The organism is Defluviitalea raffinosedens, from assembly GCF_016908775.1.
Lineage (GTDB): Bacteria > Bacillota > Clostridia > Lachnospirales > Defluviitaleaceae > Defluviitalea > Defluviitalea raffinosedens.
Genome location: NZ_JAFBEP010000001.1, coordinates 304,121 through 326,671 on the forward strand (window position 1 = coordinate 304,121; position 22,551 = coordinate 326,671).

Consider the following 22,551-nt stretch of genomic DNA (forward strand, 5'->3'; position numbering starts at 1 on the left):
AATGGTACAAGCCGGTATTAAATAGTATACGAAAGGAAGTCTAAAATGAACGGTTTAAATTTAACCCTTCTTACGGATCTTTATGAGATGACCATGATGCAAGGGTATAAACAAGCTCATGTCAAAAACCATGAAGTCGTATTTGATTTGTTTTATCGTACCAATCCCAGCAACTCAGGATACGCCATCGCTGCAGGGTTGCAACAGGCGATTGATTATATTAAAAATCTTTCTTTTTCTGAAGAAGACTTGAACTATCTAAGAAGCCTTAATTTATTTACCGAAGACTTTATTAATGATTTAAGAAACTTTAAATTTACTGGAGATATATACGCTATTCCTGAAGGCACAGTGGTCTTTCCAAAGGAACCTCTCCTTCGGGTAAAGGCGCCTATTTTTGAAGCGCAATTTATCGAAACTGCTTTGCTGAACATTATCAACCATCAAAGTTTGATTGCTACCAAAGCTGCCAGAGTATGCTGGGCGGCGGAAGGAGACTCTGTCTTAGAATTTGGATTAAGACGGGCACAGGGTCCTGACGCTGGCATTTATGGAGCCAGGGCAGCAATGATTGGCGGATGCACCGGCACCTCAAATGTACTGGCAGGTAAAATGTTTGACATTCCGGTTAAAGGTACCCATGCCCACAGTTGGGTCATGAGTTTTCCGGATGAACTGACAGCCTTCAGAGAATATGCAAAAGCATTCCCGGATAACTGTATCCTTCTTGTGGATACATATGACACTTTAAAATCCGGAGTACCCAATGCCATTCAAGTGTTTAAAGAATTAAGAGAAAAGAATATAAAGCCTAAAATCATAGGTATTCGTTTGGATAGCGGGGATCTGGCATATCTCTCTAAAGAAGCAAGGAAGATGCTTGATCAGGCCGGATTCCCCGAAGCCATTATCAGCGCCTCCAGCGATCTTGATGAATATCTTATAGCGGATTTAAAACGGCAAGGTGCAAAAATTACTATGTGGGGTGTAGGAACAAGACTGATTACCTCTAAAGACTGCCCTGCCTTTGGAGGAGTTTATAAATTAGCCGCGGAAAGAAATGAAGAAGGGGTTTTAGAACCTAAAATCAAGCTTTCAGAAAACCCCGATAAAGTAACGAACCCTGGAGTTAAGAAAATCATCAGAATTTATGATAAAGCTTCAGGCAAAATAAAAGCGGATTTGATTGCTTTAGATGATGAAACCTTTGACGAAAGCAAACCTCTTAAATTATTTGATCCAGTGAATACCTGGAAGCAAATGAAGCTTAAACCCGGGACATTTACTTTAAGAGAATTGCTTGTTCCTGTTTTCATCAATGGAGAATGTGTTTATCAGTCTCCTTCTGTTATGGAAATACGGGAATATTGTCAGCATGAGCTATCGACCTTATGGGACGAAGCAAAAAGACTCACCAACCCATATATCATCCCTGTGGATTTGTCCAAAAAACTTTACGATTTGAAAAAGCAAATGATCGATGACATTAGAGGTACCAGTATAGATGAATAAAACCATTGTACAAAAAGCGTGCAAGTCCATGCACGCTTTTTATCTATCTAGAAGTAGTCAAGTTATTTCGTCTTGTCGTTGTGGTTGTTGTTCTGGTGTTTGGAGTATTCCCAGCAGTTGGTGTTTTATATGTGGTAATCCCCGCTCCTCCTGATATATTGTTTTTACCTGTTGTACCTTTTATATTAGATAGATCTGTTGTTCCTCGTGTGCCTGTTGTACCAGTCGTGTTTCTGGTTGTGGTTCCGGTAGTATTTCTGTTTATAATTCTATTTGTTGTTCCTGTTATTGTTCTGTTTGTTGTTCCGGGAAGTGTTCGCTGAATCTGGGTTGTAATGCCTCGTCTTACATTGTCTTCATCATCGTTTAAATCTCCGTCAAATACATTTTCGTCACCAGGCATTAAATCTACATCATTGTCAGTGTTATAATTGGCCCTATTGGTATTGCCTGTATCATCATAGCCCATAATATTATCGTCCCAATCATTGGCGTTGCGGTCTGTAACGCCATTATCATACAATCCATCATTGTTTCTAGTATTTCTTGCAGTATTGTTGCCAGAGCATCCTGCAAGCATAACCATTACGGCAAGTAATCCAATTAATGCTGCTTGTGCAAACTTTTTCATCTCATCGCCTCCTTATTATAAATTTCATTATTTATTGTCTCTTAAATTTAGAGAAAAATGTTGTATGTTTTTTGGTAATTGTACAGAATAATATGATATAATGTTTCTATATCGAAATACTTGTTGAAAAATGAGGTGTACATTATGAGATCAGTTCTCTGCATTTTATTCATTGTTTTTCATAGAATCTCTTCACTCATTTTTATGGTTAAATATACTTTTTTAAAAAAATTTAGAACAAAAGAAAAATTAACCGCTTATGCGTATAAATGGGTCCAGGGTTTAGCTCGAGGTGTCCTATGGTGTTCAGGAGCAAGAATGACTGTAAATGGAAAAGAAAACATACCAAAGGACAAAACAGTTCTTTTTGTAGCCAATCATAAGAGTTTTTTTGATATACCTATTTTAGTCAGTGTCATTGATATGCCTATGGCTTTTATTGGTAAAATGGAACTTAAAAAGACGCCTGTAGTATCCTATTGGATGAAAAAAATCAATTGCATATTTATGGACAGAGACGATATCCGCCAATCCCTTAAAGCCATTAATCAAGGTATTGAGCAAATCAAAGAAGGGCAATCCTTATTAATCTTTCCGGAAGGAACAAGAATCATAGGAGATGAACTGGGAGAGTTTAAAAAAGGAAGTTTAAAACTTGCCACAAAGACTAATGCACCTATTGTGCCGATCTACATAGGAAATGCCTATAATATTTTAGAAACTCATTTCCCTTGGGTTAAAGCCACTGATATCCTTGTAAATATCGGCAGCCCCATTGATTTAGAAAATCTGTCTTCGGAAGAAAAGAAAAACCTATCAGAATATGTTAAAAATCAAATTGAAAATTTGCGAAAAATTTAAACGGGTGAGCATGCTCACCCGTTATTATTTTGGAAACTATAGCATTGGAGACAAAAGCCTTGAAACCGACTCCTTGAATTTAATTCTAAATCCTCTTTTCTTGTATATTTCATAAGTAATTTCTTCACTGTCTTCTAAATCTCTCAGAAACTGTTCGTAAAGCCTGGTATTGACCTCTTCATCATATATAAATGCATTTACTTCAAAATTCAGCTTAAAACTTCTGATGTCGAAATTAGCCGTCCCTACGGTACTCACTAAATCATCCACCAAAATCATTTTACTATGTATGAATCCTTTTTCATAAGTATAGCATTTAACTCCAGCCTGAAGCAGCTCTCCAACATAAGATAAGGATGCCCAATATACAAACATATGATCAGGCTTATTGGGGATAATAATTCTTACATCCACTCCCGATAAGGCTGCTATTTTTAAAGCTTCCAATAAACTGTCGTCAGGAATAAGATAAGGGGTATGGATATATATTCTTTCCTTTGACAGGCTAATCATCTTTAAAAATCCGTTTCGTATGGAACTCCATTTAGAGTCAGGACCGCTGGAAACGATTTGAATACCCGTATTGCCATCGACATTTTTAGGAGGAAAATATTTTGATTCTATAATTTGGGGAGTTTTTGTACAGAAACGCCAATCCTGCAAGAACCTAAGTTCCAGACTGTCCACAGCAGTTCCCTGAATTCTTAGGTGCGTATCTCTCCAAAAACCCATTTTCTTTGATAACCCCAGATACTCCGTGCCAATATTAATGCCCCCTACATAGGCTTTCTGACCGTCGATAATACATATTTTACGATGGTTTCTATAGTTAACACGAAGATTGATATAAGGCAAAAAAGGCGGTAAGAAACAGCTGATTTCTCCTCCAGCTTCCAGCAAAGGCTTAAAAAAATCTTTTGGAAGCCAAATACATCCCATGCCATCATAGAGCAGCTTAACCTCCACTCCTTCTCTTGCTTTTTTGGCCAAAAGTTCAACAACCCTCTTGCCTAAAGAATCATTTCGAATAATATAATATTCTATATGGATAAAATCCTTTGCCGCTTCAATGTCCTCTATCATTTTCTCAAATTTGTCATAACCATTATAATAAATGTCCACAATATTATCCTGGGAATAAAGAGCATTGTGTCCTACCAGATGAAGATGTATAATATCTTTACACTTTTGAATATTGGGGTAATCATAGGCAATTTCCTTTTGGTGCAGCACTTTTTCCTGCCTGTGTACCATCCTGTGGATCTGGTCCTCTTCTTCTTTAAGCTCAAAGAGCTTCTTTTTTCTTAAATCCTGGCCTATAAATAAATATAATAAAAAGCCTAAAATAGGTACAAAAAACAGGATCATGAGCCACGCCCATGTAGAAGAAGGATTTCTTCTTTCAAAAAACACAATCAAAATCGCCAGTATGAAATTAATAAACAAAATATGATTGATAATCCAAAGAATTGTGTTTTCAATAGTCATTTTCCCCCTCCTTTTATCACATATTATTATACCAAAACTTTGTATTTCCCAAATATTTTTCTAAGAAATTTCTATTTCATATTTTCATATTCAATGGTACAATGTAAAAAGGATATATTACATAATATTTTCTTGCTGCAATAAATGTGGCAGTAGAAACAAAGGAGGACAACGAGTGAATATTTGGCAAATCCTTTTGATCATTCTTGCAGTGTTGATTGCTTTGGGTGTAGTATTGTATTTTTTGGGAAAAAAAATGCAAACCAAAATGGACCAACAACAAAGCTTAATCAATCAACACAAAATGGTTACATCCATTCTTGTAATTGATAAGAAGAAAAGCAAAATTACTGATTCCAACTTGCCGAAAATGGTAATTGATCAATTTCCCAAGTGGTATCGTTTTCGTAAAATGCCTTTAGTAAAGGCGAAAGTAGGCCCTCAAATCACTACTTTTCTTTGTGATGAAAAAGTGTTTAAACAACTTCCAACTAAAAAAGTCGTTAAAGTGGAAATTGCAGGGCTCTATATCTTGTCCATTAAATCAGTTAAAAAATAAATTAAAATCCCTCCAGAAAATGGAGGGATTTCTTATATTTCATAATCTACAACAGCTCTGCTTACTATATTGGCTCTTATGAAGGTTGCAACTTTTAAATGTTCGGGATGTTCTTGATATGTATCTAAATCTTCTTTGCTTTTAAATTCGGAATATAATACCAAATCGTATGCCATATCACTGGGATTAAAATTAATGCCTACTTCGATGGAAACAATCTCTTTTATTTTGTCCTTTAAACCTTCTAAGCGAATTTTGGCTTCCTTCGCTATTTCTTCCTTGCTTCCAAAGTCCGAAGCTTCCTTTAATCTCCACATCACAATATGTTTAACCATGTTCTTCCTCCTCTTCCCGCCTTTGTTTTAATGTTTTTTCCCATTATAATATTATTATCATATTTTTTCAACGATAAGGAGTATACTAATATGAATTACAAAATCTACGTGGTTGGCAATAAAATCCAAAAATTTTACACTGACGGGATCAAAGAATATGTCAAAAGATTAAGCCGATACTGCAAACCAAGTTTAGTTCCCGTGAAAAATGAAGAAGATCTGCTAAAAAAACTTTCTCCAAAATCCTATAAAATCTTGATCGCTTCTTATGGCGCTCAACTCTCTTCCGAAGAACTTGCATCTAAAATCAATCACCTTGGAGTGTCAGGAAAATCGGATATTGCCATAATTATAGGGTCCACGAAAGCAAATTATGATGAATGTCTTGCCATAAGCCCTATGGAAATGGACTTGGGGCTTACAGCTACTATATTATTTGAGCAAATATACCGTGCTTATCGTATTATAAACAATGAACCATATCATAAATAGTTCTTTAAAAAAGGGGGTATTGGTTTGAAACACCCTAAGCTCAGCGTAATCATAAAAGATTTATACTGCAGATTTTATGATGATGAAGTTACGGCCTTAGGTGCACAACTTACATTTTACCTCGTATTGTCATTTTTCCCTTTTTTAATTTTTGTACTAAGCATCTTAAGCTATACTCCCATAACATTTGATTCTTTTCTTATGAATCTGTCAGGTATCCTTCCTCATGAAGCATATTATGCGGTGTATCAAACGATTGAAGAAATTATGGCGGGAGGCAATCACACTCTTTTATCCCTTGGTATGATCACCACCCTCTGGAGTGCTTCCAACGGTGTTAATGCCCTCATAAGAGGCCTTAACAAAGCCTATGACGCAGAAGAGACCCGTTCGTTTTTAAGAATTCGCGGGATTTCCTTATTCTTCACCCTTGTTATTGCGATTTCTATTCTGTTTTCTCTTGGGCTGATTGTTTTTGGAGAAACCATAGGGCGCTCTTTATTCTCACATATGGGACTATCCCCCTGGTTTAAAACCTTATGGGGATTATTTCGCTATTTTATTATCATCATTACTCTGGTGCTTGTTTTAATGTGTGTTTATCGTTATATGCCCAATCATCATCTTTCGTTTAAAGATGTGATTCCTGGAACATTGTTTTCTGCATTGATCTGGATAGTAATTTCATCTGTTTTTTCTGCTTATGTAAACAATTTTGGGAAGTTTAATATGATGTATGGAAGCATAGGAGGCATCATTGTTTTACTCCTTTGGTTGTATTTAAGCAGTATCGTCATACTCCTGGGCGGAGAACTAAATGGAACCCTGATATTTTTAAAGCAGGGGAAATCCAAACCATACTGCAAAAAGTTCGGATTCTCCCTGCCGTTTATGAGGCAAAACTAAAGGACTGTTTATCTTTTTATTTTGATCACCATGATATTGTCTTTACCTGCTTCTACAATGCCATTTTTCTTTTCCATTGCTTCTGTGATCTGAGGATTTGTAATAATAATCGGGGTAATTGTGGATTTCCCTAACGACTTAATTGTTTCAAGATCCATTTCTATAAGTGGATCTCCTTCTTTGACTTCATCCCCTACTGCTGCAATACGCCTGAAACCCTCGCCTTTTAATTTTACCGTATCAATTCCTAAATGAATCAAGATTTCCAGTCCTTCCTTAGTCTTCATAGCCACTGCATGATTGGTATTAAAAATCTGGACAATGGTTCCGTTGCAGGGAGCAACGACCAAGCCATTATTGGGTTCAATAGCCACTCCATCTCCAACCATTTTTGCTGAAAACACTTCATCAGGAACCTCTGTAATATCCATCAGTTTTCCAGAAACCGGTGCAACGATATATACTTCAATACTTTTCTTTAAAAATCCAAACATAAAAGCCCTCCTTTTAATGTGAAATGCTTATTTATTTATGAATGCTTTTATATAAAATACCATTATAGTATATAAAAACATTCATAAATAAACATAAATCTCGTTACGGGAGAAGGGTCTCCCGTAACGAGATTTTCCCTTTTCTTACAGAAGACGTTTTATTTCATTGGCAATAAGTTCTGCTTTTGTTCCTACAACTACCTGCAGATTCTTTTTATTGGGACGAAGTACACCAGTTGCGCCTAAAGCTTTAAGTTCTTCGTCTTTTATGATGCTGGCATCATTAACTGTAAGACGCAATCTCGTAATACAAGAATCTACTTCAACAATATTAGATTTGCCACCGAGCTTCTTAATATATTCTCTTGCCAAACCGGAAAGTCCCTTATCTGCAATCAGATCATCTGCTTTTCCGCCTTCTTCATCCACTCTTCCCGGAGTTGGAAGATCCATTTTTTCAATAATAAATACAAACAAGAAATAGTAAATAATACCAAATACAATTCCTACAGGAATAAGCAGCCATCCTTTGGTGGCAAGCCCCATATTTAAGAAATAGTCAATCGCACCTGCAGAGAATCCAAATCCGTGACGAATGCCCATTACATAGGTAACAGCCATAGATACACCTGTTAGAAGGGCATGCGCAACATAAAGTGCTGGTGCCAGGAACATAAACATAAATTCAATAGGTTCTGTAATTCCTGTTAAGAAAGAAGTAAAAGCGACTCCAAGCAATGCACCTGTAACAGCCTTACGGTTTTCCTTTTTGGCAGTTTTAATCATTGCCAATGCAGCTGCAGGAAGACCAAACATCATCACTGGGAAGAATCCTGTCATAAACATTCCGGCAGATGGATCCATTAAACCCTGTGCAGGAATTTGCGCAAAGAAACGGTTCAAATCTCCTGTAGCTCCGTTAAATTCTCCAAATACAAACCATGTAAAGCTGTTAATAACATGGTGAAGGCCCACTGGAATAAGCAGACGATTTAAGAATCCAAAAGCAAATGTACCCGCTGCACCGGCTGCTACCATGCCATGGCCGATCGCATCGATGATTCCTTGAACTGGAGGCCAGACATAACCAAATATCAATGCCGCAATAATCATAACTAAGGAAGTAACAATGGGTACAAATCGTCTTCCGCCAAAAAATCCTAAGAAATCCGGTAATTTTATATCATGATATTTATTATATAAAAGTCCTGCTGCAATCCCTGCAAGCATCCCTGCAAGAACCCCCATATTGATTGTATCATTAATAGCTGCTGTACCTTTCGTCAGAACAAAGTAACCTACAGCTCCAGCCAAAGCTGCCGATCCATTATTGTCTTTTGCCAAACCAACAGCAACTCCAATAGCAAACAAGATTGCCAGATTGTCAAATACCGCTGAACCGGCACTTGCAATAAAAGGAATATTAAATACATCTTCCGCACCTAGACGAAGCATCAGTGCTGCAACCGGCATTACAGCAACAGGAAGCATTAATGCCTTCCCCAATTTTTGTAACTTTCCAAATACATTACTCATTCTGACCCCTCCTAAAATATAATAGAATAAAATTTATAAATGTTTCTACCCTCCTTTCGTTATACATTTAATAATCATAATAAAAATTTAAAAAAGGCATGAACTCACATCTTAGAAAATAATTATTTCTAAGATATAAGCTCATGCCTGAACAACCGTCAGTAACACGCTTACTATTCTTTATTTGATTTCATTAATTCCCTTAATCTTTCAATATGAATCGCCATATATCCTAATTCATCATCCGTAATCCTAATGTCTTTATATTGCTTAATATGATCTGCAATATTTCTTGCAATCTCAAAGGAAAATGAAAAACGCTGCTTGATTGTATCTAAAAGAGGATTTTCAACCTGCTTATTCTGCTCCATCCGATTAATTGCAAGCCTTAAATGATTGACCAACCGATAATACGAAAGATCTTGGGGATCAATTTTGTAATCTAAAGCCTTTTCAACAATTTCAACAGCTTCCTTAAGAAGCCTTGTATCTTTTACCGTTTCTGAAATACTTTTATTTTGTCTCGCAGAGTGCAGATGAAGGGCGATAAAACCTATTTCTGATTCGGATATTTCTGTTTTTAATCTGTTTCTGATAATCTCTTCTCCTATTCTTCCTATTTCGAATTCTCTAGGATATAAAGTCTTGATTTCAAATAAGAAGGGATTATTGATCTCCATTCCATTTTTAAGCCGCTCTACAGCAAAACCTATATGGTCCGCAAGTACAATATGAATGTGATCGTTTAACTTTCCAAGTTGCTCTTCTGCGATGGTAATGATTTCTTCACATGCACTTATGACGTCTTCATCCAGTTGCTGTAAAAGAGAAAAATACTCCTCTTTGATCTTTTTGTCAAAGGTGCGAAACTCCTTTTCGATTTGACTTTTATCTACTTCGATAATGGCTTTTTCTTTTTTACCAAATCCAAGTCCTTTTCCAATCAAAACTACTTCCTGGTGATTTTGAAGGTCTACTGCAAGAATCACATTATTATTCATTACTTTTTTTATTTGATACCTTGACTTGTTTGTCAAAGGACTCCCCCCAATAATCGGATAACCAATACAAAAAACAAAAAGGCATAAACCCACTCACTTACGAAAAAACTTCATGAATAGATTTATGCCTGATAACCAGTAACACATCTACATTATTTACTATTTGTCCATATAATAACATTATTCTGGATATTATGTCAAGAGCCAATCGTATGCAAATTAGTTCTTATTATAAGTTTATGCCTTTAAGCTTTTTAATATGTTACCCATTTAAAACATATTTTTCAATCGCCTTGGCAACCCCTTCGTTATCACAGGTATCTGTTATTTGATCGGCCACCGCCTTAACATTAGGTGCTGCATTCCCCATAGCAATTCCAAGACCAGCATAAGAGATCATTTCTATATCATTTTCACTGTCCCCTATGGTTAGAATCTCTTCTTTAGCATATCCATATTTTTGAGCAAGCCAGTAGATTGCTTCTCCCTTGCTGACATCTTTTCTTACAATCTCAATATAATTAAAGCCTGTTCGGATCAGCTTGTAATCCGGATGATTGATTCTCTGTGTTAATGTCTTAATCTCTTCTTCATTTTGAAAAGACAGAAGAATCTTCGTGGGATATTTGATAACCGAGAAATCCTCTATAAGCTCTGCTTTCATTCCTGATATTTCTTCAATGATTTCTCTGTCATCCCAATTCTTTTGTGTGTAGTACCGATCCATATCAAATACATATACAGGCATTTCTACGCCTTTTAATTGCTCAAGAAGCTCATAATAATCTTTATCTTTAATGAATGCCTTAAACACCTTTTCTCTTTCTTTTGGTGAAGTAATCACCGCTCCATTTAAAGAAACATATTCATCAACCAGTCCTAAATGCTTCGTAAAAGCATACATAGAATCCCATAAACGTCCTGAAGCCAATACCACTTTAATGCCTTTTTTAATACATTGGGTCAATACCTTTTGAGTATTTAAAGTTACTTCATGTTTTGAATTTAGTAAAGTTCCATCCATATCAATCCCGATAAGCTTATACTGCATTATTCTCCCTCGCTTCTAATGGCTTAATCTTACTTCATGTTAGCATAAGGGTGAATTAAAGTAAATGCATATAAAATGCATATAAAAATTTACCAATCCTATTGACTTTCATTTAACTTATTATATAATGTAATTAACATATGAATATTCGTTCATATGTTCAGACGTAGAAAGGAGTTTTATTATGGAATATAATGGAATAGAAAAATGTGACTCTACGATCATTCATGAAGATGTTATAGAAAAAGTAAAAGATTCCATGCCCCCTGAAGAAACTTTATATGATTTGGCAGAATTATTTAAAGTATTTGGAGACAGTACCAGAATCAGAATACTTCATGCCCTGTCAGCTTCCGATATGTGTGTATGTGATATTGCCGCACTCCTTGGAATGACACAATCGGCTATTTCTCATCAACTCCGGGTATTAAAACAAGCAAGACTTGTAAAGTACAGAAAAGAAGGAAAAACCATCTATTATTCTCTGGCAGATGACCATGTGACTCAAATCTTTGCCCAAGGTTTAGAACACGTTAATGAGTAATTGCAAGGGGGGAAATCCTATGGTTAAAAAAGAACTGATTTTAGAAGGATTGCACTGTGCTAACTGTGCTGCAAAAATTGAAACTCAAGTAAAAGCTATTCCAGGAGTTCAAAATGCATATATTGATTTTGTATCTCAAAAACTCACATTAGAAATTAATTCTCCTGGTACAATAGCCTCTATAATAGAAAAAGCATCAACGATAGCTACATCTGTCGAATCCGGTATCCGTGTACTGGAAAATACACCTAAAGAGACTAAGAAAGAAGAAAAGGAAGATTTTAAAGAAATAATACCTCTGATATTGGGAATTGCTCTTTATGCTTTGGGATTAATACTTCCTCTGTCTTCATTAAATGAAAAACTTATATTTTTACTGAGTTACCTTCTGGTCGGCACGGAAGTCTTAGTAAAAGCCCTGAAAAATATATTAAAAGGGCAAGTATTCGATGAGAATTTCCTGATGGTGATTGCAACAATTGGCGCCTTTGCTATTGGAGAATTTCCTGAAGCTGTAGCGGTAATGGTCTTTTACCAAATCGGAGAATTCTTTCAGGACTTGGCGGTTAACCGCTCAAGAAAAAACATCCAGGCCTTAATGGATATCCGGCCGGACTATGCTCATCTAAAACTTGAAAACGGCAGTAAAGTCGTATCTCCTGAAGAAGTAAAAGTGGGCGATCTGATTCTTGTAAAACCCGGTGAAAAAATTCCATTGGACGGAATCGTTGTAGAAGGAAGTTCTACCCTTGATACATCGGCTCTCACTGGAGAATCTCTTCCAAGGGAAGTTAAAGTAAATGATGAAGTACTTTCAGGTTCAATTAATGAAAGAGGGTTATTAACGATCAAAGTGACAAAGCTTTTTTCTGAATCTACCGTATCAAAAATACTGGATTTGGTTCAAAATGCCAGCAGCAAAAAAGCTCCCACAGAAAACTTCATTACGAAATTTGCAAGATATTATACCCCTACCGTTGTCATTTCGGCAGCTCTTCTTGCTTTGATCCCTCCTCTTTTTATTCCTGACGCAACCTTTTCAGAGTGGATTTATAGGGCCCTTATTTTCCTGGTTATATCTTGCCCCTGTGCCCTGGTTGTTTCTATACCTCTTGGATTTTTTGGAGGAATTGGAGGCGCATCAAAAAACGGTATCCTCATAAAAGGAAGCAATTATCTGGAAGCTTTAAATGATGTGCATACCATTGTATTTGACAAAACAGGCACATTAACAAAAGGCGTATTTAAAGTAACAAAAGTAATTCCTAAAGGAAATCTTTCCGAAGAAGCATTGCTTGAATTTGCTGCATTGGCGGAAAGTTATTCTACACATCCCATTGCCCTTTCAATTTTAAAAGCCTATGGAAAAGACATCGATAAAAGCAAAATATCTGCGGCGGAAGAAATACCTGGGCACGGTGTTAAAGTAAATGTGGATGGAAATGAAATATTGGCTGGAAATGAAAAGTTAATGCTTAATCATAACATTCATGTTGATTCTGATACCTCCGGCAGTCTGATTCATATTGCGGTGGACGGAAATTATGAAGGGTTAATCGTCATTTCCGATGAAATCAAAGAAGATTCCAAACAGGCGATTCATGAATTAAAAGCCATTGGAATTAAAAAGACAGTAATGCTGACAGGCGATCGACATTCTACTGCCAAAGAAGTTGCAGAAGAACTTAGTCTGGATGAGTACTACAGTCAACTGCTTCCCCACGAAAAAGTAGAAAAATTAGAATTGATCCAAACTCAAATTCCTTCAAAAGAAAAGCTTATCTTCGTAGGAGACGGTATAAATGATGCACCGGTTCTTGCAATGGCTGACATAGGCGTTGCCATGGGAGGAGTAGGCTCCGATGCGGCAATCGAAGCTGCCGATATCGTTCTTATGACCGACGAACCTTCAAAACTTGTCTCTGCCATTCAAATTGCCAAAAAAACCCGCCGTATTGTATGGGAAAATATCATTTTTTCTCTTGGCGTTAAGATCTTTGTTCTGGCTTTAGGAGCCTTAGGTTTTGCTACGATGTGGGCAGCCGTATTTTCCGATGTAGGCGTTGCTTTAATTGCAGTATTAAATGCCATGCGTGTAATGAATACAAAATAATAAAAATAACCGGGGATACTCCTCGGTTATTTTACTTTTGATTTATCTAAATATCTCATTTTCTCACTATATTTTCTATTATGGATATTGGTTGCTGCTTCATTAGTGATCCTTTTTACGCCACTGTCAAAATCTCTTGCGCACTTATCACAATATCTTCCTGTCTTAATAGGCGCTCCGCATTTTTCACAATTTAAAAAAAAGTTTTCGGCTTCAACAATTTCAAGTCTTCCTTCTCGCAAATACTTTTTGATCATTTTTACAGGGATATCTAGGTCAGTCGCTACCTGTATTACCGTTGCCTTAGGATGCTCATTTAAGTACTCCTTGATTTTTTGAAAGATTGCCTCATCATATTGCATGCAAATCGGGCAGTAATCAGAGATGCCATTATATTCATATAATTTTCCACACCTTGCACAACTTACCGTTTTCAATCATCGCGCCTCCTATAAGACTAGACTATACTTTTATATTACTAGTCTATGATTATTAATACAATGGATATAAGTGACTAACTATTAATAAAAAACCTCCATTTTTTAATGAAGGCTTTTTATTATGTATTATTTCTTAAGTTCCCAATAGCATCTCTTTGGAGATACAATTTTTTCTTCTTCTTTAAGTTTTTTCATTACCTTATCCACTTCTTTTCTTTCTATACCGGTTGCCTCTGCAACTTGCCCTGCACTCACAGGTTTATCTGCTTTGCTAAAAAAGTCTAAAATTGCTTCATAATGATTCATCTCTATCATCTCCTATTGCTCAATATCCTCTCATTATAAATATCGGCATAAATCAATTATTTCTTACATATTTTATAAAAATTTATTGATGTCATATTTTATCAAAATTTGTCCCATTTTTGAGGTTGTCTGCATATATATATTACAAAGTCAAAAATTCATTGAAAGGAGTGAGAGGATTGAAAAAGATCAAGACTAAACTAATCCTTGGAATGACGATCTGTTCTGTTTCGGCTATGCTGCTGATGGGTATAGGTGTAATTTCCAAAGGAATCCAACTGTCTGAAGAAATTGCGACTACAGTACTTTCTATGAACATTGAAAATAAATCACAAGAGTTTAATGCCATCTTAAAAAATACAGAAGAAAGGGTAGATTTCCTGGCCCAAAGTATACTGGCAGAATTTGAAATGGATAAAATAAATGATTGTCACTATTTAGAAGAGTATAAAGAACATCTGACCCCTCTGATTAAAGAGTTTGGAAAGCCTTTCGAAGAAGTATTGAGTACTTACTTTTTCTTTAACCCGGAACTGACCGATGACCTTTCTTACTGTGCCTACAAAAGAAATAACAGCTCCAACGAATTTTTTATGGATGGTGCGTATACTTTAGAAGATTTCAATCCATATAATGAAGCCATGGAATGGTACTATGAGCCAATTAAAGAAGGCAGAGGCGTCTGGAGCGACATTAGGTCGGACAGCCTTTCCGGTACACAGATCATCTCTTACACCTATCCCATATATGTAGACAATGTTTTAATAGGTGTGGTAGGAATGAATCTTGATTTTGCGTATTTTAAGAGAATCGTAAATGCTATGAAATTTTACGAAACTGGTTATGGCTTCCTTCTAAATTCTGATCTTGATTTTCTTGTACACCCACAGTTCTCCATAAATCAAAACTTGAAAACTGTAAAAGATGGCTCTTTCAAAGTCATTGCTGACGCAATAAATAACTCAGATACGGATGTGGTTAAATATTCTTTAAACCATCAAAAGAAAATCTTTGGATATTCCAAGTTGTCTAATGGATTTATTTTAGTTGCCAATGTGCCTTTTGACGAAGTGTCTGAAGAAGTCAACAAAAGTTTCGCCTTTATGGTTGCTTTTGCATGCATCAGTATCATTGTAAGCAGTATCATAGCGATTTTAATAGGCAATACGATCACAAAACCAATCAAGCACATTACAGATTTAATCGAAAGAACATCTAAGTTTGACTTAGTTTATGATGAAAATTATGGCTTAGCAAAACATAAAGATGAAATCGGATTCATGGCAAAATCGGTTCTTGAAATGAGAAAAAAATTACGTGAAATGATCGGAATCATTTCTAAAGTCTCAGAAGAACTCCTTTTATCCGCCCAGGGTATAGCTTCATCTTCTACTCAAAATGCCACAACTAGCGATGAGATTGCACATACTGCAGAAATATTGGCTCAGGGAGCCACTTCCCAGGCTAATCAGGCCCGTAAAGGAAGTATTCAGCTTTCTGAATTAGGTTCAGAAATGGATAATATATTTAACAGAAGCAAGCAAATTCATTTGTGCATGAATAAAACCAATGAAGCTAAAACCGCTGGAATGGTTGCAGTAAATGCTCTTAAGGAAGGCGTAGAAGCTTACGACGAAGCCAAAACATATGTTACAGAAAGTATCTCTAATCTGGCAGAAAAATCTTCTTCCATCAGTGATATCACACAGGCTATTCAAAATATCGCCAGCAAAACAAACCTTCTTTCCCTCAATGCAGCCATAGAAGCCGCCAGAGCAGGAGAATCCGGAAAAGGCTTTGGAATCATTGCAAATGAAATCCGAAAACTTGCCGAGCAGACTGCCAAGTCTTCAAAGGATATAGATTGTACCATCAAAGAAGTGCAACACTCTATTCAAAATGTTCAGAAGAAACTTCAAGAGCTGAACATGATTTTAGAACAGTCCAATGAAGCTTCCAGCCATACCATATCTGCCTTTAATAATATAGATGAATCTATAAAAGAAGTTCTTTCTGAAGCAGAATTACTCCTAAAAGGTATAGAAAATATGAATGAAAACAAAAATCAAGTCATCACTGCTATTGAAGAAATTGCTGCGATCTCTGAACAATCTGCTTCTGCTTCCCAGGAAGTACTGGCTTCTGTAGAAATGCAGACTTCTGCTATTGAAGAAATTGCTCAAGATGCAGAATCTCTTAAGAATCTGGCATATGATCTTAAACGTCTGGTTGAAACCTTTAAACTGTAAAATTCCCTCCTTATTTTAAAATGACCTTGAAGGTAATCCTTCAAGGTCATTTTTATCGTACCATGGCATCTACATAAATTTTAGTGGATGCAGCATTGGACAAATCTCCATTGGCCATAGCTGAAAGGGTTTTGGTTTCTCCCGCGCCTAAATCATTCATAGCACCGGTAGCTGCACCGATTAAAGTATTGCTTTCATCATAGAAACCTATAAGGACAGTAAATGAATGGGTGGAAGTATCATTATTGGTAGTATCCACATCGATCATCGTAATGCCTCCGTCAGATCTTACAAGTGGCTCGGAAAAAGTAATGACCAAAGGCGTATTGTCTTTTGTACTTACCATCGTATCCACCTGAACCTTTTGGCTTGTTGCTGAGGATATGTCATCAGTACCAATGGCTGAAAAAAGTTTGGTTTCTCCACCATTTAAATCATTGACTGCACCGCTGGCAGTTCCTATGATTTTTCCGGCATCGTCATAAAAAGTAACTTTAACGGTAAAGCTATGGGCTTTGGTATCATTATTTTTTACTTCACCATAAACCATGGTCATATCCAAATCAGTATTTACCAGTATATTTGAAAACTCAATTTTTTCTGGTTCTTCATCTGCTGCATTTTCCGCTGCATCAGGTGTTTCTTTTACTTCTTGTCCTTGTTTTGCTACTTCTTCGGGGGTTTCCTGTGCTGTTTCTTCTGTATCTTGCTGCACAGATTCATTCGGGGACGTTGTTTCTTCCTGGGGAGTGGGTTCCTGAGTTTGATTCTTACCCCCTCCACCTAAGCTTGCCAATATTAAAATAATCAAAACAATCAGTACCCAAAACCACCATTTTTTAAAAATAGACTTCTTTTCATTTCCTCGTTGCTCGGGCATATATACTCCTCCTATAATCAAAGTCTATTTTTATCTTTTCCTATACTCAGAAAAATATTACAGCGGATCCCACGAACATATAATCAATTGAAAAAAATAGCGGAAGATTGCTCTTCCGCTATTCTTTAAAATTGTTTTCAACTAGGTTTTGCAGTGCTTTTATTGCTTCATTTTCATCTATTCCATCAGCAATAATTGTGATGCTGTCTCCTTTCCTTGCATTCATGCCGAGCAAAGATAAGATACTTTTGGGATTAACTTCCTTCTCTTCTTTCACTACTTTAAGCCTGCATTGAAATTTCGAAGCGGTTTTTGTAAAAAGACTTGCCGGCCGTGCATGAAGTCCCCCGTCATTTTTTAATACAAGAGTCACTTGTTTCATTTCTTACCTCCTACTGCCTAATTAATCTAAAGGAGCTTATTGGTGGTTTTGGCTTCTATGATGGCATTGGTTACTGTTTCTAAGTTTGAGCCAATGACGGATTCTACTGCTGCAACAATCGCTCCTTCAACGATCGGACCGTCCACAATCTTTACATTCCCTCCGGTGATTTCAATGGCCATTTCAGAACTCATAATGGCACTGCCAAGGTCTACTAAAACCACAACCCCATCCTCTGATTGCACCGACTTGATCGCCTTGACGATTTTTTCTACATCTGTTCCAATGCTTCCGTCAGCCATCCCTCCAGCTGCTGCAACAGGTGCTTCTTTAGCCATCTGCAGTGCCAGTTCCTTTGCCCCTTCTGCTACCTTTTCACTGTGAGAAACAATGACAATTCCAACCATTTAATCACCTCTATTCCTCACAACTTTCTTTTAATACTGTAAAGATCAGCATTGAAGAAGTTGCTCCCGGATCCTGGTGTCCTATGCTTCTTTCTCCAAGATAACTTGCTCTTCCTTTGGTTGCAATAATGGTCTTTGTGTATTCTACACCCTCTTTTGCCGCATTTTCTGCCTGGGATAGGGCATCTTTTAAAGTACTGCCTTTTTCTAATTCCCTGCGTAAGGCTTCATAAGCCGGTTCAATGGCATCCAGCATGGTTTTTTCCCCCCTGTTGGCTTTTCCTCTCACTTGAATGCCTTTTATGGCTTCCTCAAAAATCGTAAGAATATCCGATCCATTAAGTTCCATCTTCCCACTCATCACAGCCCCTGCTTTCATAAAAGCAGTACCATATAATGGCCCTGAAGCCCCTCCTACAGTGGATACCAATGTCATTCCCACTGTTTTTAAAATAGAGCCAATATCTTTATCCTTTATCGTAGGAAGTTTTTCGACAACCGCTTGAAATCCCCGATCTAAATTAATTCCATGGTCTCCATCCCCGATCGCAGCATCCAAATCTGTTAGAAACTGTCTGTTTTCATGGATTTTCTCTGCAATCTTCTCTATGATTTCCAGCACTTTTTTATGATCGATCATAAAGGCACCCTCTCTTTGTTATACTCTAAAGGCAATGGTATTGGCTTTCGCATCGAGAAGTTCTTTCGTTTCCTCGTCCAATTTTAATACCGTTACCGAACACCCTGCCATTTCGATGGATGTCATGTAATTACCTACAAAAGTCCTGTAAATCTTAATACCCTTTTCATTTAATACATCGTATACATGATTATTGACAATGTATAATTCCATCAATGGTGTACCGCCAAATCCGTTGACCATGACAGCTACCTCATCCTTAGCCTTTAAATCCATATCCCCAAGTATTTTAGTCATCATATGATCAACTATTTTGTCCGCTTCCACCAGGGCTTCCCTATGGGTTCCCGGTTCTCCATGGATTCCAATACCCATTTCCATCTCATGTTCTGACAGTTCAAATCCCGGTTTTCCTGCAGCCGGTACGGTACATGGAGTAAGTGCCATGCCCATGGTTCTTACATTGGCAATTACTTTTTCCGCAACGGCTTTGACTTCTTCTAATGTCGCACCTTTTTCTGCCAAGGCACCTGCGATCTTATGCACGAATATTGTTCCAGCAACACCCCGTCGGCCAGTCGTATACAAACTTCCTTCAACCGCTACATCATCATTTACAATAACTTTCTCTACTTTAATCCCTTCCATTTCAGCCATCTCAGCAGCCATTTCAAAGTTCATGACATCTCCGGTATAATTTTTGATAATGAGCAGCACTCCCTGTCCCCCATCAACTGCTTTGATTGCCTCAAATACCTGGTCTGGCGTCGGAGAAGTAAATACAGCCCCTGCAACCGCTCCATCAAGCATCCCTTCTCCAACAAATCCTCCATGGGCAGGCTCATGGCCACTGCCGCCCCCACTGACCAAAGCTACCTTGTTTTCTTTCTTTTTCGCACGAACCAATACATTAAAACCAGGTAGCTTTTTCACATACTCTCCATGTGCCTTTACAATCCCTTCTAGAATTTCCTTTTCAACGTTTTCCGGCTTGTTAATTAATTTTTTCATGAAGGACCCCCCAATACTTTTATTTTTTATGTTAAGAACCTAAAAAGGTCCTAACATCTTCCTGGTAAACTTTAAAATCCCGCTCAAAATATGAAGCATATACGGTTGTCCAGTTCATGTATAAAAAAAACACCTGCACACACTGTGAGATAAGAAAGTCTGATTCTTTAAGCGCATCAAACTTTCTTATTTCATCGGAGGACTTTTTATTGTATAGGAAATCCGAAAGAATCTCCTATACAATAAAAAGCCTTACTTAAAATATATTCTCTAAGTAAGGCTTTCATGTCCAATAAATGTTATAATTATTGATCTATTTGATGGCATTTTCTGCATCGTGCTTCATAGGATTCTTTCGCACCGATTAATATGAGGGGATCATTATATTTTGCCGGCTTTCCATCCACAAGGCGCTGAGTAAATATAGCAGGTTTTCCACAATTCATACACACTGCTGTTAATTTTGTGATTGAATCAGCAACCGCCAAAAGATTTGGGACACATCCAAAAGGTTCCCCTCTAAAATCCATGTCCAGTCCTGCACAGATCACCCTTCTTCCTTCTGCTACCAACCCTTTGCATACGGATACCGTATCTCCTTCTAAGAATTGCACCTCATCAATGCCGATCACATCTGTATCCTCATTTATGTAATTTAGAATTTCTTCAGAATTTGATATACTGATGGCTTTAATATTATTGCCATCGTGGGAGCAAATACATTCTTCCTCATATCTAGTGTCAATCTTAGGCTTAAAAACCAATACATTTTGCTTTGCAATCTTTGCCCGTTTAATTCTTCTGATGAGTTCTTCTGACTTCCCTGAAAACATAGGTCCACAGATTATTTCTAAGCTTCCATATCCATCTGGTAGAAACATGTCATATCCTCCCGTTTATTACAATATCCTTATTATTATTTCATATTCTATTGGGGTTTGCAATTTAAAAGTATTATCTTAATAGAAAAAATATTTTGGTTAATATTCATGCAAGCGATTGCACTATACCAAATTTTTTTGTATAATACAAGTATTGGTGTGATCACCTATTAAAAATAACACGTTTTAGGAGGGGCTTTATGGCTAATAAGAATTTACCTAAGGTTGCTTATTTTTGTATGGAATATGGACTGGATACATCCCTGAGAACCTATGCAGGCGGGCTCGGAATATTAGCTGGGGACTACTTAAAAGGTGCCAAAGATTATGATTATCCCATCGTAGGCATAGGCATCAAATGGAAACAAGGATACACCGATCAAAAGATCGATGAAGATGGTCGTCCTTATGATACATATCATAATTATAAATATGATTTCTTAAAAGATACAGGGGTTAAAGTTACTGTAAAGATTCGTCAAAGAGACGTTGTATGTAAAGTTTGGGAAGTAACCGAATTTGGTAATGCGCCAATTTATCTTCTGGATACAGATCTTCCTGAGAATGAGGATGCATGGATCACCGGTCAATTGTACGGATGGTTTGGTGAAGAAAGAATCGCTCAGGAAATGGTTCTGGGGATCGGCGGCGTAAGGGCATTAAGAGCTTTAGGTATTGATGTTGACGTTTATCATTTTAATGAAGGCCATGCACTTTTTGCAGGCTTTGAACTTATAAAAGAAAAAATGGATCGTGGAATGTCCTTTGAAGAAGCTGTAAAAGCATCAAGGGAAGAAATCGTATTTACTACCCATACACCTATCGTTCAGGGAAATGAATCCCATTATCTGGACAGATTAATGTATATGGGTGCCAACAACGGCTTAACCTTAGAACAATTAGTATCCATTGGCGGTTCTCCTTTTAACATGACTGTAGGTGCATTAAGACTATCCAGAATATCCAATGCCGTTGCAGATCTTCATAAAGAAACTGCAAACAAAATGTGGGCGCATATCGATAACCGCGCTGAAATCATCGGAATCACCAACGCAATCCATATTCCTACATGGGTTGATGAAAGGATGATTGATTGTGCAGTAAACGGCGAAGATTTATGGGAAATCCATATGGATAATAAAAAGAAACTGATTAATTTTGTAGAAGAAAGAAATGGCGTACGATTAGATGCCAATAAGCTGCTTATAGGTTTTTCCAGAAGAGCTGCTCCTTATAAGAGAAGCAATTTCATCTTTACCGACGAAAAAGTTATTGATCCTTTATTAAAAGAAGGAAAGATTCAGATTGTATTCTCCGGTAAAGCCCATCCTCTGGATGATACCGGAAAGGAAATTGTTGAAAACATTGTACGTATGTCCAAGAAATATCCTAATTCAGTAGTATTCCTTGAAAACTATGATATGACCATAGGTGCTATGTTAACCAGAGGTTCAGATGTATGGCTTAATAACCCCAGAAGGCCTAAAGAAGCCAGCGGTACTTCCGGCATGAAGGCTGCTATGAACGGTGTATTGAATGTAAGTACCCTTGATGGATGGTGGCCAGAAGCATGTAATCATGGGGTAAATGGATGGCAGTTCGGTGACGGATTTGAAAGTGAAGACGAAAAAGAACTGGATGCTCATGATTTAAAAGCACTTTATAAAATACTTTTGGATGAGGTGATCCCCACATATTATGAAAACAGGGATAAATGGGTTGAAATGATGCGAAACAGCATCTTAAGTACAAAAGATCAGTTCTCCATCAAGAGAATGTTAGAAGAATATTATGAAAAACTTTATATTAAACACTAAAAAAATGACCTTGGT

Annotated in this window: 24 protein-coding genes; 9 read left to right on the plus strand and 15 right to left on the minus strand. The window is 37.0% G+C overall.

The window, feature by feature from the left end:
• Positions 1–45: 45 nt before the first annotated feature.
• Positions 46–1,512, plus strand: coding sequence for a nicotinate phosphoribosyltransferase (locus JOD07_RS01510; RefSeq protein ID WP_158739903.1), 1,467 nt, complete (start codon positions 46–48; stop codon positions 1,510–1,512).
• Between the two features lie 43 nt (positions 1,513–1,555).
• Here JOD07_RS01510 and JOD07_RS01515 read toward each other — a convergent pair whose 3' ends face one another.
• Positions 1,556–2,143 (minus strand): hypothetical protein, encoded by a 588-nt coding sequence (locus JOD07_RS01515; protein ID WP_158739904.1) that lies wholly within the window; start codon positions 2,141–2,143, stop codon positions 1,556–1,558.
• A gap of 204 nt (positions 2,144–2,347) precedes the next feature.
• On the opposite strand from JOD07_RS01515, the gene JOD07_RS01520 reads away from it, so the two are divergent.
• Complete coding sequence (locus tag JOD07_RS01520; RefSeq protein ID WP_158739931.1) at positions 2,348–3,004, plus strand: lysophospholipid acyltransferase family protein; 657 nt, start codon at positions 2,348–2,350, stop codon at positions 3,002–3,004.
• A gap of 36 nt (positions 3,005–3,040) precedes the next feature.
• On the opposite strand, the gene cls is transcribed toward JOD07_RS01520, so the two are convergent.
• Complete coding sequence (gene cls, locus JOD07_RS01525) at positions 3,041–4,492, minus strand: cardiolipin synthase (RefSeq protein ID WP_158739905.1); 1,452 nt, start codon at positions 4,490–4,492, stop codon at positions 3,041–3,043.
• A gap of 175 nt (positions 4,493–4,667) precedes the next feature.
• Here cls and JOD07_RS01530 point away from each other — a divergent pair, with 175 nt between their 5' ends.
• Positions 4,668–5,051 (plus strand): hypothetical protein, encoded by a 384-nt coding sequence (locus JOD07_RS01530; protein ID WP_158739906.1) that lies wholly within the window; start codon positions 4,668–4,670, stop codon positions 5,049–5,051.
• Positions 5,052–5,083: 32 nt separating this feature from the next.
• On the opposite strand, the gene JOD07_RS01535 is transcribed toward JOD07_RS01530, so the two are convergent.
• Positions 5,084–5,386, minus strand: a complete 303-nt coding sequence (locus JOD07_RS01535) for a Dabb family protein (RefSeq protein WP_158739907.1) — start codon at positions 5,384–5,386, stop codon at positions 5,084–5,086.
• 90 nt (positions 5,387–5,476) lie between these two features.
• Between JOD07_RS01535 and JOD07_RS01540 the strand changes: the two genes are divergently transcribed.
• Positions 5,477–5,878 carry a 23S rRNA (pseudouridine(1915)-N(3))-methyltransferase RlmH gene (locus JOD07_RS01540; RefSeq protein WP_158739908.1) on the plus strand — a complete coding sequence of 134 codons (402 nt, stop codon included), beginning with the start codon at positions 5,477–5,479 and terminating at the stop codon, positions 5,876–5,878.
• Positions 5,879–5,902: 24 nt separating this feature from the next.
• Complete coding sequence (locus tag JOD07_RS01545; protein ID WP_158739909.1) at positions 5,903–6,784, plus strand: YihY/virulence factor BrkB family protein; 882 nt, start codon at positions 5,903–5,905, stop codon at positions 6,782–6,784.
• 8 nt (positions 6,785–6,792) lie between these two features.
• Here JOD07_RS01545 and JOD07_RS01550 read toward each other — a convergent pair whose 3' ends face one another.
• The 4 genes from JOD07_RS01550 to JOD07_RS01565 all read right to left on the minus strand — a co-directional run bounded on the left by JOD07_RS01550 (position 6,793) and on the right by JOD07_RS01565 (position 10,866).
• Positions 6,793–7,278, minus strand: coding sequence for a PTS sugar transporter subunit IIA (locus JOD07_RS01550; RefSeq protein ID WP_158739910.1), 486 nt, complete (start codon positions 7,276–7,278; stop codon positions 6,793–6,795).
• Positions 7,279–7,422: 144 nt separating this feature from the next.
• Positions 7,423–8,814, minus strand: a complete 1,392-nt coding sequence (gene nagE, locus JOD07_RS01555; protein WP_158739911.1) for an N-acetylglucosamine-specific PTS transporter subunit IIBC — start codon at positions 8,812–8,814, stop codon at positions 7,423–7,425.
• A 173-nt stretch (positions 8,815–8,987) separates the two neighbouring features.
• Positions 8,988–9,851 carry a PRD domain-containing protein gene (locus tag JOD07_RS01560; RefSeq protein WP_204611761.1) on the minus strand — a complete coding sequence of 288 codons (864 nt, stop codon included), beginning with the start codon at positions 9,849–9,851 and terminating at the stop codon, positions 8,988–8,990.
• 226 nt (positions 9,852–10,077) lie between these two features.
• The gene (locus JOD07_RS01565) at positions 10,078–10,866 is read right to left on the minus strand and encodes a Cof-type HAD-IIB family hydrolase (protein ID WP_158739913.1); all 789 of its coding nucleotides are present in this window, start codon (positions 10,864–10,866) and stop codon (positions 10,078–10,080) included.
• A 184-nt stretch (positions 10,867–11,050) separates the two neighbouring features.
• Between JOD07_RS01565 and JOD07_RS01570 the strand changes: the two genes are divergently transcribed.
• Both JOD07_RS01570 and JOD07_RS01575 read left to right on the plus strand, forming a co-directional pair.
• Positions 11,051–11,410, plus strand: a complete 360-nt coding sequence (locus JOD07_RS01570; RefSeq protein ID WP_158739914.1) for an ArsR/SmtB family transcription factor — start codon at positions 11,051–11,053, stop codon at positions 11,408–11,410.
• A gap of 19 nt (positions 11,411–11,429) precedes the next feature.
• Entirely contained in the window at positions 11,430–13,523 is a 2,094-nt protein-coding gene (locus JOD07_RS01575; protein ID WP_204611764.1) for a heavy metal translocating P-type ATPase, read from the plus strand.
• 26 nt (positions 13,524–13,549) lie between these two features.
• On the opposite strand, the gene JOD07_RS01580 is transcribed toward JOD07_RS01575, so the two are convergent.
• Both JOD07_RS01580 and JOD07_RS01585 read right to left on the minus strand, forming a co-directional pair.
• A complete protein-coding gene (locus tag JOD07_RS01580; RefSeq protein ID WP_158741026.1) occupies positions 13,550–13,960 on the minus strand; it encodes a hypothetical protein in 411 nt (136 codons plus the stop codon).
• A gap of 129 nt (positions 13,961–14,089) precedes the next feature.
• Positions 14,090–14,269, minus strand: a complete 180-nt coding sequence (locus JOD07_RS01585; RefSeq protein ID WP_158741028.1) for an HTH domain-containing protein — start codon at positions 14,267–14,269, stop codon at positions 14,090–14,092.
• Positions 14,270–14,448: 179 nt separating this feature from the next.
• Here JOD07_RS01585 and JOD07_RS01590 point away from each other — a divergent pair, with 179 nt between their 5' ends.
• Positions 14,449–16,518 carry a methyl-accepting chemotaxis protein gene (locus JOD07_RS01590; RefSeq protein ID WP_204611766.1) on the plus strand — a complete coding sequence of 690 codons (2,070 nt, stop codon included), beginning with the start codon at positions 14,449–14,451 and terminating at the stop codon, positions 16,516–16,518.
• A gap of 52 nt (positions 16,519–16,570) precedes the next feature.
• On the opposite strand, the gene JOD07_RS01595 is transcribed toward JOD07_RS01590, so the two are convergent.
• The 6 genes from JOD07_RS01595 to JOD07_RS01620 form a co-directional block, all read right to left on the minus strand.
• Positions 16,571–17,398, minus strand: a complete 828-nt coding sequence (locus JOD07_RS01595; protein WP_204611768.1) for an FxLYD domain-containing protein — start codon at positions 17,396–17,398, stop codon at positions 16,571–16,573.
• Positions 17,399–17,516: 118 nt separating this feature from the next.
• The gene (locus JOD07_RS01600; protein ID WP_158741033.1) at positions 17,517–17,780 is read right to left on the minus strand and encodes an HPr family phosphocarrier protein; all 264 of its coding nucleotides are present in this window, start codon (positions 17,778–17,780) and stop codon (positions 17,517–17,519) included.
• Positions 17,781–17,806: 26 nt separating this feature from the next.
• A complete protein-coding gene (gene dhaM, locus JOD07_RS01605; protein WP_158741035.1) occupies positions 17,807–18,187 on the minus strand; it encodes a dihydroxyacetone kinase phosphoryl donor subunit DhaM in 381 nt (126 codons plus the stop codon).
• Positions 18,188–18,197: 10 nt separating this feature from the next.
• The gene (dhaL, locus tag JOD07_RS01610; RefSeq protein WP_158741037.1) at positions 18,198–18,827 is read right to left on the minus strand and encodes a dihydroxyacetone kinase subunit DhaL; all 630 of its coding nucleotides are present in this window, start codon (positions 18,825–18,827) and stop codon (positions 18,198–18,200) included.
• A gap of 18 nt (positions 18,828–18,845) precedes the next feature.
• Positions 18,846–19,838, minus strand: a complete 993-nt coding sequence (gene dhaK / locus JOD07_RS01615; RefSeq protein WP_204611769.1) for a dihydroxyacetone kinase subunit DhaK — start codon at positions 19,836–19,838, stop codon at positions 18,846–18,848.
• Between the two features lie 305 nt (positions 19,839–20,143).
• A complete protein-coding gene (locus tag JOD07_RS01620) occupies positions 20,144–20,719 on the minus strand; it encodes a thymidine kinase (protein ID WP_158741041.1) in 576 nt (191 codons plus the stop codon).
• 200 nt (positions 20,720–20,919) lie between these two features.
• Between JOD07_RS01620 and glgP the strand changes: the two genes are divergently transcribed.
• A complete protein-coding gene (gene glgP / locus JOD07_RS01625) occupies positions 20,920–22,536 on the plus strand; it encodes an alpha-glucan family phosphorylase (protein WP_204611771.1) in 1,617 nt (538 codons plus the stop codon).
• Positions 22,537–22,551 lie beyond the last annotated feature (15 nt).

Coding starts and splice junctions, on each gene's coding strand:
- JOD07_RS01510 (WP_158739903.1), top strand. CDS start 46: ATGAACGGTTTAAATTTAACCCTTCTTACGGATCTTTATGAGATGACC.
- JOD07_RS01515 (WP_158739904.1), bottom strand. CDS start 2,143: ATGAAAAAGTTTGCACAAGCAGCATTAATTGGATTACTTGCCGTAATG.
- JOD07_RS01520 (WP_158739931.1), top strand. CDS start 2,348: ATGGTTAAATATACTTTTTTAAAAAAATTTAGAACAAAAGAAAAATTA.
- cls (WP_158739905.1), bottom strand. CDS start 4,492: ATGACTATTGAAAACACAATTCTTTGGATTATCAATCATATTTTGTTT.
- JOD07_RS01535 (WP_158739907.1), bottom strand. CDS start 5,386: ATGGTTAAACATATTGTGATGTGGAGATTAAAGGAAGCTTCGGACTTT.
- JOD07_RS01540 (WP_158739908.1), top strand. CDS start 5,477: ATGAATTACAAAATCTACGTGGTTGGCAATAAAATCCAAAAATTTTAC.
- JOD07_RS01550 (WP_158739910.1), bottom strand. CDS start 7,278: ATGTTTGGATTTTTAAAGAAAAGTATTGAAGTATATATCGTTGCACCG.
- nagE (WP_158739911.1), bottom strand. CDS start 8,814: ATGAGTAATGTATTTGGAAAGTTACAAAAATTGGGGAAGGCATTAATG.
- JOD07_RS01565 (WP_158739913.1), bottom strand. CDS start 10,866: ATGCAGTATAAGCTTATCGGGATTGATATGGATGGAACTTTACTAAAT.
- JOD07_RS01570 (WP_158739914.1), top strand. CDS start 11,051: ATGGAATATAATGGAATAGAAAAATGTGACTCTACGATCATTCATGAA.
- JOD07_RS01575 (WP_204611764.1), top strand. CDS start 11,430: ATGGTTAAAAAAGAACTGATTTTAGAAGGATTGCACTGTGCTAACTGT.
- JOD07_RS01585 (WP_158741028.1), bottom strand. CDS start 14,269: ATGAATCATTATGAAGCAATTTTAGACTTTTTTAGCAAAGCAGATAAA.
- JOD07_RS01595 (WP_204611768.1), bottom strand. CDS start 17,398: ATGCCCGAGCAACGAGGAAATGAAAAGAAGTCTATTTTTAAAAAATGG.
- JOD07_RS01600 (WP_158741033.1), bottom strand. CDS start 17,780: ATGAAACAAGTGACTCTTGTATTAAAAAATGACGGGGGACTTCATGCA.
- dhaM (WP_158741035.1), bottom strand. CDS start 18,187: ATGGTTGGAATTGTCATTGTTTCTCACAGTGAAAAGGTAGCAGAAGGG.
- dhaL (WP_158741037.1), bottom strand. CDS start 18,827: ATGATCGATCATAAAAAAGTGCTGGAAATCATAGAGAAGATTGCAGAG.
- dhaK (WP_204611769.1), bottom strand. CDS start 19,838: ATGAAAAAATTAATTAACAAGCCGGAAAACGTTGAAAAGGAAATTCTA.
- JOD07_RS01620 (WP_158741041.1), bottom strand. CDS start 20,719: ATGTTTCTACCAGATGGATATGGAAGCTTAGAAATAATCTGTGGACCT.
- glgP (WP_204611771.1), top strand. CDS start 20,920: ATGGCTAATAAGAATTTACCTAAGGTTGCTTATTTTTGTATGGAATAT.